An 11,853-nucleotide genomic window follows, 5' to 3' on the forward strand; every position below is an offset into this window, starting at 1 on the left:
ATCGTTCGCGCTGGGGGTGTTTGGGCAGGTCGGGGGGTATTTGCTCGTGGGACTACCCTTCGGGGGGTATTGCACCACTCAGCGGACGGGGAATCCGGGGGGCACATCATGATCGCTGTTCCTCTCGCACTTCTGGCGGCGGTGTGCAACGCCCTCGCGTCCGTGCTGCAGCGCAAGGCCGCCCGATCCGCCCCGCCGAGTGAGGCGTTCCGCCTGGCGTTGATGTGGGATCTGGTCCGCCGCCCGGCATGGCTTCTCGGCATCCTGGCCCTCATCGGCGGCTTCCTCTTCCAGGCGACCGCGCTCGGCTTCGGAGGACTGGCGCTGGTGCAACCCCTCCTCGTCGTGGAGTTGCCCATCACGCTGCTCATCGCCGCGTGGCTGTTCAAGATCCAGCTGGGACGGCAGTCGTGGCTGGCCGTCGGCGCCGTCACCTCGGGCCTGGCCCTCTTCCTCGCCGCGGCGTCCCCTTCGAACGCCGACAAGCTGCCCGGGTTCATGGGCTGGGTGATCTCCGCGGCGGTCACGGCCGGGCTCGTGGCGGTGGCGGTCACGGTCGGCGTGGTCAGCGGCAGGATGCCCGGCGGGCTGGGGCTGCGCGGCGTGGCGCTCGGCATCGCGGCCGGGCTCACCTTCGCCTACACCGCGGTGCTGATGAAGCGGACGATCGACATCCTCGAGCAGGACCCGCCCGGCGTGCTGACCTCGTGGCCGCTCTACACCATGGTGGCGACCGGCCTGTGCAGCGTCTTCCTGTTGCAGAACGCCCTGCAGTGCTCGCCCCTGGTCGCCGTCCAGCCCGCGCTCACCGTCACCGACCCGGTGGCGAGCACCGGGTACGGCGTCGCCCTGTTCGGCGAGGACATCAGGACCGGCCCGTGGGTGGTGCCCGAACTCGTGGGGATCGGCCTGATCCTCCTGGGCAGTGTGCTGCTGTCCCGATCGGTGGCCATCCGGGGAGACCAGGTCATCGAGGCAGGGAACCCAGAAGAGACTCGGGGGACGCCTCGCTGAACAGGGCGGCCCCTCTGGCGATCAGCTCTGCGCGCTCGGGGGTGCCGTCGAGGCGGTCGAGCGCGCCGATGAGCTCGGCCGCGTCCCGCGCGTAGACGCTCAGCCCCGCCCGCGCCATGGCCAGCGCGCCGTCGCGCCCGTGCCCCGCGATGGGCCGGTAGGAGACGACCGGCACCCCGGCGGCGAACGCCTCCCTGCAGGTCAGACCGGCCGCGTTGTCGACCACCGCGTAGGCGGCGGCGAAGACGCCGGGCATGTCGTCGCACCAGCCGAGGGCCAATCCGGTTCCGGCGTCCCGCAGGCGGCGCAGGAGGCGGTCGCTCCGCCCGCAGAGGACGACGGGCACATAGCGGCCGGACGCCGCCAGGACGCGGGCCGTCTCCTCCACCTCCCCGACCCCCCAGGCTCCGGCGGAGACGAGGACCGGCCGGTCGCCCTCCCGGACGCCGAGCCGCGCGCGTGCCCGTGCCGCGGCCCACGCGGCGTCGGCGTCCCGTTTGAGGAACTCGGGCCGGACGAGCGGGGCGTGGCACAGGACGGGGCGGCCGGTCGCCTCCGCGACGGTGAGCGCCGTCACGGGATCGCCGCACAGGTACGTGTCGTTCCCGGGATGCAGCCACAGGCGGTGCGCGGCGAAGTCGGTGACGACGACCACGCTCGGTACGGCGAGCCGGTCGCGTTCGCGCAGGTGACCGGTGACCTGTGCGGCCAGGTGGAAGGTCGAGACGACCGCCTCAGGCGCGCGGAGCCGTACGAGCTCACGCAGCGGCCCCGCGGCCAGGAGGGTCAGCGGCGAGGTCGAGGGGGCACACTCGGACACGAAGAAGACCTGGTAGATCGCGGCGTACAACCGCGGCGCCGAGCGGATCATCCAGCCGTACCCCCGGCGCAACGACGCCCCCAGGCCCACCGGGAGCAGATCGAGGATGTCGACCACCTCGGCCTCGACGCCCTCGGCCGTCAACCGGCGGCCGAGCTCGGTGGCGACGCCGTCGTGCCCGGCGCCCATGCTCGCGCTCAGGATGAGTATTTTTCGGCCCTTTGACATCACGAGCACCTTCCCTGAGAACACTTGAGGGGATGACTCGCGCTGCTCTCGCGCTCGGGCTCGGCGGTGCGGCCCTGCTGCACGCCGGTCCCGGGGCGACCTGGCTGCCCGCCGTCCGCCGCCTGACTCCCGGGCTCGCCGGCGAGGGGACGCCCGGCCATGTCGCGCTGACCTTCGACGACGGGCCCGATCCCCGGTCCACGCCGCGTTTCCTCGACGAACTCGACCGGCTGGGATGCCGCGCGACCTTCTTCGTCCTCGGTGAGATGCTCGAACGCCACCCCGGCGTCGCCCGCCGCGTCGCCGAGGCCGGCCACGAGATCGGCGTGCACGGCTGGCACCACCGCAACGCCCTCATGACGCCTCCGGGCCGGGTCACCGCCGAGATGGGCCGGGCGGCCAGCCTCGTGGGTGAGGTCACGGGCGTCCGACCGGTCTGGTACCGGCCGCCCTACGGGGTGCTCAGCGCGGAGACCCTCATCGCCGCGCGGTGGTGGGGGTTGCGTCCCGTGTTGTGGACCGTGTGGGGACGGGACTGGACCGAGCGCGCGACCCCGGAGTCCGTGCTGGCGAGCATCGCCCCCGGCCTGCGCGGCGGGGCGACGATCCTGCTGCACGACTCCGACTGCACCTCGGCCCCCGGCGCGTGGCGCTCGGCGCTCGGCGCCCTCGGGCAACTGGTCGATCACTGCCGCTCCGCGGGACTGCGCGTCGGCCCGCTGGCCGAGCACGGCGTCGACTGACGGCCGGCTCGCGTCCGGCCGGCTTTCCGCCGGGCTCCTACCCGGCGTCGCCCGGCCGTACGAGCCGGGGCCGCTCAGGCACGCGAAGCTTTTACCTCACGCTATTACGGCAAAAGCATTGGAAAGCGACCACATTTACTGACCTGTACCGACAATAAGGATTTTGAATTCCCTCGACGTCCCCGGCCGTGATCAAACATTTCGTCTGCCCGACCGGCCACGTGCGTAAAGTCCGCCGAGCTCATGCCATGTTTTGTGGCGAATCGCGAGGGAGATCCTCCTGTCATGTTGTCGGGGGGAGGCGTGCTCCGCCACATTCGCAACGCCCGCAATGTCAGCAATTTCGGCGCTGTGGGAAACGTTGCGAGTGCTGGCGATGTCAGCGACGCCTGTGATGCGGCGCCGGTGCGGCGGGAGAACTTTCCTGTCGCCTCCCGGCTGCTGCCGCGTCGCTACCGGCGCCACCTCATCGCGGTCTACGGCTTCGCCCGCCGCGTGGACGACATCGGCGACGCGGGCTCCGAAGGCGACCCGGGTGAGCCGCGCGAGCGCCTCCGCCTGCTCGACGCCGTCGACGCCGACCTGACCCGCCTCTACGACGGCGGCGAACCGCGACTGCCCGTCATCCGGGCGCTCGCCCCGACGATTGAGGCCTGCGCGATCCCCGCCGAACCGTTCCACCGGCTCGTCGAGGCGAACCGGCGGGAACAGACCGTCACGCGCTACGAGACGTTCGAGGACCTGCTGGCCTCCTGCGCGCTGTCGGCCAACCCCGTCGGGCACATCGTGCTGCACGTCTTCGGCCTCGCCGTACCCGAACGGATCGGCCTGTCGGACCGGATCTGCTCGGCCCTTCAGGTCATCGAGCACTGCCAGGACGTCGGCGAGGACTTCGCGCGGGGGCACGTCTACGTGCCGGGCGAGGACCTGCGGCGCTTCGGATGCGTCGAGGCCGACCTGGTCGCGCCCTCGACCTCGCCGTGCCTGCGCCGGGTCGTCGCGTTCGAGACGCGGCGCGCGGCGGCCCTGCTCGACGAGGGCACGCCGCTCGTCCGCACGCTCGGCGGGTTCGCCCGCCTGGCCGTGGCCGGCTACGTCGCGGGAGGGCGCGCCACCGTCGCGGCGCTGGAGCGCGGCCGTCACGACGTCCTTGGAACCGCCATCCGGCCGCGGCGGGGCCGGCTGCTGATCGAGTGGTTGCGCGTCCTCGCGAGAGGGAGGTGAGCCGGTGGACCCGTCCGACGCCTATCGGCAGTGCGAGCAGATCGTCCGGGCCAGGGCGCAGAACTTCGCCTACGGCATCCTGCTGCTGCCGCCGCCGAAACGGCGCGCGCTCAGCGCCGTCTACGCGTTCGCGCGTCGGATCGACGACATCGGCGACAGCAAGGGTCCCGCGGACGAGCGGCTGGCGGCCCTGACCGACGCCCGGGCGGCCCTCAGGGTGCCCTCCGGCGACGACCCCGTCCTGGTGGCGCTGCACGACGCGGCCGGCCGGTATCCCATCCCGCTCCCCGCGTTCCACGAGCTCATCGACGGGTGCGCCGCGGACGTGCGGGGTGTGACCTACGAACGCTTCGACGACCTGCTGACGTACTGCAGGCACGTCGCCGGGTCGATCGGCCGGCTGTCCCTCGGCATCTTCGGGTCCGAGGAGCCCGCCGCGCCCAAACTGGCGGACGCGCTCGGGGTGGCGCTCCAGCTGACGAACATCCTGCGCGACCTGTCGGAGGACCGGCTCGCCGGACGCGTCTACCTGCCCGCCGACGATCTCGACCGGTTCGGATGCACACTCGACCTCGATCACGCGGGCAGGTTCACCGATCCACCCGAACGGCTGGCGAACCTGGTGCGCTTCGAGGCTCATCGCGCGCTCGGCTGGTACGAGGACGGGATGCGCCTGGTGCCCCTTCTCGACCGCCGCAGCGCGGCGTGCACCGCGGCGATGGCGGGCATCTACCGGCGGCTGCTCGGCCGCATCGCGGCGGACCCGGCCGGCGCGCTGTCCCGGCGGCTGTCCCTCGCCCCCTGGATGAAGGCGATGGTGGCCGCGCGCGCCGTCGCCGGAGCCGGCCGGTGACCGCGCCGCCCGCGCGGGTCGCGATCGTCGGGGGCGGGCTCGCGGGCATCGCCGCGGCGGTCGCCCTGTCGGAGGCCGGGATCCCGGTGACCCTCTTCGAGGCACGCCCCCGGCTCGGCGGGGCGACGCACTCGTTCGAGCGGGGCGGGCTCCTGGCCGACAACGGCCAGCATGTCTTCCTCCGGTGCTGCACGGCCTACCGCGGGCTGCTCGAACGACTGGGACAGACCGGGAACGCGGCCCTCCAGGACCGGTTCGACATCCGGGTGCTCACCCCCGAGGGCCGTACGGGGCGGCTGCGCCGCTCCGCCCTGCCGGGGCCACTCCATCTGCTTCCCGCTCTGGCGACGTACTCGCTGCTCACCCCGGGGGACCGGCTGCGCGCGATGCGCGGCTCGCTCGCCCTGCGCAGGCTGGATCCCGCCGATCCCCGTCTCGACCGGACCGGCCTCGGAAGCTGGCTGACCGCGCACGGGCAGAGCGACGCCTCCAGGCGCGACCTGTGGGACCTGTTCACCGTGGCCGCGCTCAACGTGTGCACGGAGGAGGCCGCGCTGGGTCCCGCGGCGATGGTCTTCAAGACCGCGCTGCTCGGCCGGGCCGGCGCCGCCGACATCGGCGTCCCCTCCGTGTCCCTCAGGGAGCTCCACGGGACGGCCGCGAGGTTCGCCATCGAGCGCGGAGGCGGCGAGGTGCGGCTGTCGGCGAAGGTCGAGGGGATCGAGCCGGGGCCGACCCTCGTGGTGAACGGCACCCCGGTCGAGGCCGCGGCCGTCATCGTCGCGACGCCGCACGAGCAGGCCGCGAAACTCGTCCCCGTCGACGCGGCACCCGACCGGGACCGGTGGAGCGCGCTCGACTCCAGCCCGATCGTCAACGTCCACATCGTCTACGACAGGCCCGTGACCGACCTGCCGTTCGCCGCCGTGACGGGCTCGCCCGTGCAGTGGATCTTCGACAAGACCCGAGCCGGAGGGCTTCGCGAGGGGCAGTACCTGGCGATCTCCGTCTCGGCCGCCCGCCGGTGGATCGACGCGGCGACCGCCGAGGTGCGCACCGCGTTCGTCCCGGAGCTCGAGCGGCTGCTGCCCCGCGCCCGCGGGGCCAGGATCAGAGATTTCTTCGTCACCAGGGAACGGCGGGCCACGTTCCGCCAGAGCCCGGGCAGCGGCACGCTCCGGCCCGGGGCGACCACCCTGATGCCCGGGCTGTACCTCGCCGGCGCGTGGACCGCCACGGGCTGGCCCGACACGATGGAGGGCGCCGTGCGAAGCGGGCTCACGGCGGCGGGCCTCGCCAGACGCCACCTGAAAGAGGCGAGGCCATGACCGGAGTGACCCCGCCGTCGGCGTCGGAGGCGCGGGAGCTGGTCGAGCCCGTGCTGCGCGACGCCGTCGCCCGCCTCGACCCGCTGTCGGCCCGCGTCGCCGCCTACCACCTGGGATGGACGGACGCATCGGGACGCCGCACCGAGGGTGGAGGCAAGGCCCTGCGGCCGGCCCTCGCCGTGCTGTCCGCACGTGCGGCGGGAGGCGACGAGGAACGCTGCCTGCCGGTCGCCGCCGCGGTCGAGCTGGTGCACGCGTTCTCCCTGCTTCACGACGACGTCATGGACCGCGACCCGACCCGGCGGCACCGTCCCGCCGCGTGGACCGTGTTCGGCGAGTCGGCGGCGATCCTCACGGGCGACGCCCTCCTCGCGCTGGCCCAGGAGCTCGTCCTGGACGAGACGGATCCGGCGCGCACGCGAGCCGCCCGCAGCCTGCTGACCGCCACCCGGCGGCTGATCGCCGGCCAGGGGCTCGACCTGGACTTCGAACGGCGGGACGACGTCGACCTGGAGGAGTGCCGCCGGATGTCCGCGGACAAGACCGGTGCCCTGTTGGCCTGCGCCTGCTCGATCGGCGCGATCGCGGCGGGAGCGCCGCAGCGGCTCGTGACGGCCCTCGCGTCCTTCGGGGCGGAGACAGGGCTGGCATTCCAGCTCGTGGACGACCTGCTCGGCATCTGGGGCAGCCCGGAGACGACGGGAAAGCCGGTGCTGTCCGATCTGCGCAGCCGCAAGAAGACCCTCCCGGTCGTGGCCGCCCTCACCGGCGGGACCGCGGCGGGCGACGCGCTCGCGGCGCTGCTCGCCACTCCCGGACCGCTCACGGAAACCGACCTCCGCGAGGCCGCGCGGCTCGTCGACGAGGCGGGCGGGCGGGACTGGGCCGAGACCGAGGCCAAGCACCGGCTCGACACCGCCGAGCGCCACCTCGCGCGGGCGGACATGCCCGCGGCCGTCCGCGCGGAGTTCCTCGACATCGCCCACTTCATCACCTCCAGGGATCACTGACATGACCACTGCTCCCGCCGCCCCGCCCGCGTCCCGCGCCGAACGCGCCCTCGACGCCGCCCGCGACCACCTGCTCGGCCTCCAGTCGCCGGAGGGATGGTGGAAGGGCGAGCTGCAGACGAACGTGACCATGGACGCCGAGGACCTGCTGCTGCGCCACTTCCTCGGCGTCCGCACGGAGGAGGACACCGCCGAGGCGGCCCGCTGGATCCGGTCCCAGCAGCGGGACGACGGCACGTGGGCCAACTTCCACGGCGGTCCGGGCGACCTGTCCACCACCATCGAGGCCTACGCCGCCCTGCGCCTGGCGGGCGACCCCGCCGACGCGCGGCACATGAAGACCGCCGCCGAGTTCGTACGGCAGGCGGGCGGGATCGAGCACAGCCGGGTCTTCACCCGCATCTGGCTGGCGACGGCCGGGCAGTGGCCGTGGGACGACCTTCCGGTCCTTCCCCCGGAGCTGATGTTCCTGCCCTCCTGGTTCCCCCTGAACGTCTACGACTGGGCGTGCTGGGCCCGGCAGACCATCGTGCCGCTGACGATCGTGAGCGCGCGCCGCCCGGTCAGGCCGCTCCCGATCGACCTCGCCGAGCTGCGCACCGGCCGTCCCGCGCCGCGGCGGCCCCGTGCCGGCTGGGACGCCGTGTTCACCGTGCTCGACGGGGTCCTGCACCGCTACCAGCGGCGGCCGATTCCGGGGCTGCGCCAGGCGGCGATCCGGCGGGCCGCCGACTGGATCGTGGCGAGACAGGAGCTCGACGGGTCGTGGGGCGGGATCCAGCCACCCTGGGTCTACTCGCTGATGGCCCTCGACCTGTGCGGCTACGGGCTCGACCATCCGGTGATGGCGACAGGCCTCAGGGGACTCGACCGCTTCACGATCCGCGACGAGACCGGCCGCAGGCTCGAGGCCTGCCAGTCGCCGGTGTGGGACACCGCGCTCGCGATGAACGCCCTGCTCGACGCCGGGTTGCCCGGCGACCATCCCGCCCTGTCCAGCGGCGCCGACTGGCTGCTCGCCGAGGAGGTCAGGGGGCCCGGCGACTGGGCGGTCCGCAGGCCGTCGCTCGCGCCCGGCGGCTGGGCGTTCGAGTTCGACAACGACGGCTACCCGGACACCGACGACACGGCCGAGGTCATCCTCGCGCTGCGCCGGACGGATCATCCGGACGCCCGCCCGGCCATCGACCGGGGCATGCGGTGGATGGCGGGCATGGCGTCCAGGGACGGCGGGTTCGCCGCCTTCGACGCCGACAACACCCGCGAGCTGTGCACACGGCTGCCCTTCTGCGACTTCGGCGCCGTCATCGACCCCCCGTCGGCCGACGTCACGGCCCACGTCGTGGAGGCGCTGGCGGCGGAGGGCCGCGCCGAGTCGGCCGTCGCACGCCGGGCCGTCCTGTGGTTGCTGAAGGCGCAGGAGCGGGACGGGTCGTGGTTCGGCCGCTGGGGCGCCAACCATGTCTACGGCACCGGCGCCGTGCTGCCCGCCCTCGTCGCCGGAGGCGTACGGCCGGACGCGACCTGTGTACGGCGGGCGGTCGCGTGGCTGGAACGCCACCAGAACGGCGACGGCGGATGGGGCGAGGACCTGCGCTCCTACGACGACCCCGCCTGGATCGGGCGCGGTGCGTCGACGCCCTCCCAGACGGCGTGGGCCCTGATCGGCCTGCTGGCCGCGGGCGAGTCCGGACCCGCGGTGGACCGGGGCGTGGCGTGGCTGGTGGACAACCAGCGTTCCGACGGCACCTGGGACGAGGACTTCTTCACCGGGACGGGCTTCCCCGGCGACTTCTACATCAACTACCACCTCTACCGGCTCGTCTTCCCGGTCAGCGCGCTCGGGCGCTACCTGCGCCTCCAGAACGGCGAACAGGGGGGCCACGACGAAGGCCGGGACGGCGGGCTGGTGCGGGTGAGAACGTCATGACCGGACCGCTCGTCTGCGTCGCGCTGGGGATCGAGGCCCGGGCGGTCCGCGGCGGCCTGCCCGACGGCCGCGGCGAAGTGCTCAGGCTCGGGATGGGCCCCCGCCGCGCGGCACGGGCCGCCGCCGGGCTGCCGCCCGGAGTCCCCCTGGCCGTCACCGGCTTCGCCGGCGCCCTCGACGACGAGCTTCGCCCGGGCGAGGTGCTCGTGGCGAGCGAGGTCCGATACGACGGGCAGGTGTGGCCCTGTCCGTCCGCTCCGCTCATCGCCGGGGACCTGGCCCGCGCGGGCCTGGCCGTACAGACCGGCCCCGTCGTCACGACGCGGCACATCGTCACGGGCAGAGTGCGCGAGGAGCCCGACGCGGGTCCCGGGGACGGACGGGCGCGCGCGGCCGACATGGAGAGCGGCCCGGTGGCCGCCGCCCGCGCCGGTCTGCCGTTCGCGGTGGTGCGAGTGATCGTCGACACCCCGTCGAGGCCCCTGCTCCGCCCCGCGACCATCGGCCGCGGCCTGGCCGCCCGTCGTGTCCTGACGCGGCTCGCCCCCGTCCTGGCGCGCTGGTCCGCGGCCACGGGCGCGCGGCACGTGCTCCTCGGCGCTCCCGCGGATGAGGTGAACGGCGGCGCTCGCTCCACGCCTGACCTCACCCTCGTGGTCAGGCCGGACGCCAGTCCGCCACATCCCCTGCGGTCCGAAGCACCCGAGCCCGGTGGCCTGCGCGCGGTCGGCGCGCCGGAGGACGTCCCGCTCGGCTGGCTCGCGGGCGCCCGGACGATCCGGCTGGCAGGCGGGCCGCCCGCGCTCGTGCGCGCCGTCCTCACGGCGTTGGAAGGACTCGGCCCGCTCACGGTCGAGAGGCGGCGGGCGGAGACGACCGTCCTACCCGAGGAGGCCTGGCCCTGATGCCCATGCCGATCCGTCAGAGCCTGCGCGTCAGCGCCTACATCCTGAGCCAGAAGCTGCGCGGACGCCGGAGGTTCCCGCTGCTGGTCGAGCTCGAGCCGCTGTTCGCCTGCAACCTCTCCTGCGCGGGCTGCGGCAAGATCCAGCATCCCGCCGACGTGCTGAAGCAGCGCATGCCGGTCGAGCAGGCGGTCGCCGCCATCGAGGAGTGCGGCGCGCCCATGGTGTCGATCGCGGGCGGCGAGCCGCTCATGCACCCCCAGATCGGGGAGCTCGTGGACGAGCTGGTCGACCGGAAGAAGTACGTGTACCTCTGCACCAACGCGCTGCTGATCCCCAAGAAGATCGACCAGTTCACGCCGTCGGAGTACTTCGCGTGGACGGTGCACATCGACGGGCTGCGCGAGCGGCACGACGCGTCCGTCTGCAAGGAGGGCGTGTTCGACGAGGCCGTCGCGGCCGTGCGCGAATGCCAGCGCCGCGGGTTCCGGGTCACCACGAACACGACGTTCTTCAACACCGACAGCCCGCGGACCATCGTCGACGTGCTCGACTACCTCAACGACGACCTGCACGTCGACCAGATGATGATCTCGCCGGGCTACGCCTACGAGAAGGCTCCCGACCAGGACTGCTTCCTCGGCGTGCGCGAGACCAGGGAGTTGTTCCGCAAGGCGTTCGCCGACGGCAACCGGCGCAGGTGGCGGTTCAACCACACGCCGTTGTTCCTCGACTTCCTCGAGGGCAAGACCGACTTCCCCTGTACGGCGTGGGCCATCCCGTCCTACTCGCTGTTCGGCTGGCAGCGGCCCTGCTACCTCATGTCGGACGGTTACACCCAGACCTATCGTGAGCTGGTCGACGAGACCGACTGGGAAGCCTACGGCCGGGGCCGCGACGCCCGCTGCGCGAACTGCATGGCGCACTGCGGCTACGAACCCACGGCGGTCTTCGCCACGCTGGGCTCGCTCAAGGAGTCGATTCGGGCGCTTCGCGGCGACTGACCGGCCGTCCCGGCATCGCCGTCCGCGCCGCGAGCGCCCGGAAGGGCCCGGGCGAGGCCCCCCGCAGCCGGGCGGGCAGGCGGAGCCAGCCGGGGACGTAGCATTCGGCCCGGCCGCGCTCCACCGCCGTGACGACCGCGCGTGCGACCCGTTCCGGCGGGATCGGCGCGGGGCGGCGCCGTCCGTACGGCACGCCCCGCCGGGCGAAGAACGGCGTGTCCACCACCCCGGGCACCACCACCGTCACCCCGATCCGCGGCGCCGGGTCCCCGGCGCGGGAGGCCCCGAGGCCGCGCAGTTCGTACCGGAGAGCCTCGGCGAAGGCCATGAGCCCGGCCTTCGTCGCGGAGTACACCGCCTCCTCGGCCACGCCCACCGCTCCGGCGATCGAGGCGACGAAGACGAGATGCCCGCGGCCGCGTTCGATCATGGCGGGCAGCAGCAGGCGGGTCAGGTGGACCGGCGCCGTCAGGTTGACGCCGACGAGGCGCTCGACCGCCTCTTCCGGCATCCGCGTGAACGGCCCGCACCACCCCTCCCCCGCGTTGCTCACCAGCACGTCGACCGGACCGGCTGCCGCGGCGAGGCGGGCCGCGCCGTCCGGAAGATCGGCCACGACGACCTCCCCGCCCGTGCGTACCGCGACCTCGGCGAGCCTGTCACCGTCGCGGCCGGCCAGAACGAGGCGGGCGCGCCGACCGGCCAGGGCCAGGGCGGTCGCCGCGCCGATGCCCGACGACGCGCCCGTGACGAGCACCCGTGCTCCCGCGAGTCCCATGTGCGCTCCCCCGGTT

Annotated in this window: 11 protein-coding genes; 9 read left to right on the plus strand and 2 right to left on the minus strand. The window is 73.6% G+C overall.

The window, feature by feature from the left end:
• Positions 1–108 precede the first annotated feature (108 nt).
• Positions 109–1,014 carry a DMT family transporter gene (locus Pph01_RS12580; protein WP_204073235.1) on the plus strand — a complete coding sequence of 302 codons (906 nt, stop codon included), beginning with the start codon at positions 109–111 and terminating at the stop codon, positions 1,012–1,014.
• Here Pph01_RS12580 and Pph01_RS12585 read toward each other — a convergent pair.
• Positions 968–2,062 (minus strand): MGDG synthase family glycosyltransferase, encoded by a 1,095-nt coding sequence (locus tag Pph01_RS12585; RefSeq protein ID WP_204073236.1) that lies wholly within the window; start codon positions 2,060–2,062, stop codon positions 968–970. The two genes, Pph01_RS12580 and Pph01_RS12585, sit on opposite strands and share 47 nt — an antisense overlap.
• 32 nt (positions 2,063–2,094) lie before the next feature.
• Between Pph01_RS12585 and Pph01_RS12590 the strand changes: the two genes are divergently transcribed.
• From Pph01_RS12590 to hpnH, 8 genes are all read left to right on the plus strand, one after another.
• Positions 2,095–2,805, plus strand: coding sequence for a polysaccharide deacetylase family protein (locus Pph01_RS12590; RefSeq protein ID WP_204073237.1), 711 nt, complete (start codon positions 2,095–2,097; stop codon positions 2,803–2,805).
• A gap of 405 nt (positions 2,806–3,210) precedes the next feature.
• A complete protein-coding gene (gene hpnC, locus Pph01_RS12595; protein ID WP_239116643.1) occupies positions 3,211–4,029 on the plus strand; it encodes a squalene synthase HpnC in 819 nt (272 codons plus the stop codon).
• 4 nt (positions 4,030–4,033) lie between these two features.
• Entirely contained in the window at positions 4,034–4,882 is an 849-nt protein-coding gene (locus Pph01_RS12600) for a phytoene/squalene synthase family protein (RefSeq protein WP_204073239.1), read from the plus strand.
• Positions 4,879–6,210, plus strand: a complete 1,332-nt coding sequence (gene hpnE / locus Pph01_RS12605; RefSeq protein ID WP_204073240.1) for a hydroxysqualene dehydroxylase HpnE — start codon at positions 4,879–4,881, stop codon at positions 6,208–6,210. Before Pph01_RS12600 ends, hpnE begins: the two co-directional genes overlap by 4 nt.
• Positions 6,207–7,220, plus strand: a complete 1,014-nt coding sequence (locus Pph01_RS12610; RefSeq protein ID WP_204073241.1) for a polyprenyl synthetase family protein — start codon at positions 6,207–6,209, stop codon at positions 7,218–7,220. The genes hpnE and Pph01_RS12610 overlap by 4 nt, the downstream gene beginning before the upstream one ends.
• Position 7,221: 1 nt before the next feature.
• On the plus strand, positions 7,222–9,150 hold the full coding sequence (gene shc / locus Pph01_RS12615) for a squalene--hopene cyclase (protein WP_204073242.1): 1,929 nt from the start codon (positions 7,222–7,224) through the stop codon (positions 9,148–9,150).
• Positions 9,147–10,055 carry a phosphorylase family protein gene (locus Pph01_RS12620; protein ID WP_204073243.1) on the plus strand — a complete coding sequence of 303 codons (909 nt, stop codon included), beginning with the start codon at positions 9,147–9,149 and terminating at the stop codon, positions 10,053–10,055. Before shc ends, Pph01_RS12620 begins: the two co-directional genes overlap by 4 nt.
• Positions 10,055–11,059: an adenosyl-hopene transferase HpnH gene (gene hpnH / locus Pph01_RS12625; protein WP_204073244.1), complete on the plus strand. Its 1,005-nt coding sequence runs from the start codon at positions 10,055–10,057 to the stop codon at positions 11,057–11,059. Before Pph01_RS12620 ends, hpnH begins: the two co-directional genes overlap by 1 nt.
• Here hpnH and Pph01_RS12630 read toward each other — a convergent pair.
• The gene (locus tag Pph01_RS12630) at positions 11,025–11,837 is read right to left on the minus strand and encodes an SDR family NAD(P)-dependent oxidoreductase (RefSeq protein ID WP_204073245.1); all 813 of its coding nucleotides are present in this window, start codon (positions 11,835–11,837) and stop codon (positions 11,025–11,027) included. The two genes, hpnH and Pph01_RS12630, sit on opposite strands and share 35 nt — an antisense overlap.
• Between the last annotated feature and the right edge of the window lie 16 nt (positions 11,838–11,853).

This window comes from Planotetraspora phitsanulokensis, assembly GCF_016863295.1.
GTDB lineage: Bacteria > Actinomycetota > Actinomycetes > Streptosporangiales > Streptosporangiaceae > Planotetraspora > Planotetraspora phitsanulokensis.

Coding starts and splice junctions, on each gene's coding strand:
- Pph01_RS12580 (WP_204073235.1), top strand. CDS start 109: ATGATCGCTGTTCCTCTCGCACTTCTGGCGGCGGTGTGCAACGCCCTC.
- Pph01_RS12585 (WP_204073236.1), bottom strand. CDS start 2,062: ATGTCAAAGGGCCGAAAAATACTCATCCTGAGCGCGAGCATGGGCGCC.
- Pph01_RS12590 (WP_204073237.1), top strand. CDS start 2,095: ATGACTCGCGCTGCTCTCGCGCTCGGGCTCGGCGGTGCGGCCCTGCTG.
- Pph01_RS12610 (WP_204073241.1), top strand. CDS start 6,207: ATGACCGGAGTGACCCCGCCGTCGGCGTCGGAGGCGCGGGAGCTGGTC.
- shc (WP_204073242.1), top strand. CDS start 7,222: ATGACCACTGCTCCCGCCGCCCCGCCCGCGTCCCGCGCCGAACGCGCC.
- Pph01_RS12620 (WP_204073243.1), top strand. CDS start 9,147: ATGACCGGACCGCTCGTCTGCGTCGCGCTGGGGATCGAGGCCCGGGCG.
- hpnH (WP_204073244.1), top strand. CDS start 10,055: ATGCCCATGCCGATCCGTCAGAGCCTGCGCGTCAGCGCCTACATCCTG.
- Pph01_RS12630 (WP_204073245.1), bottom strand. CDS start 11,837: ATGGGACTCGCGGGAGCACGGGTGCTCGTCACGGGCGCGTCGTCGGGC.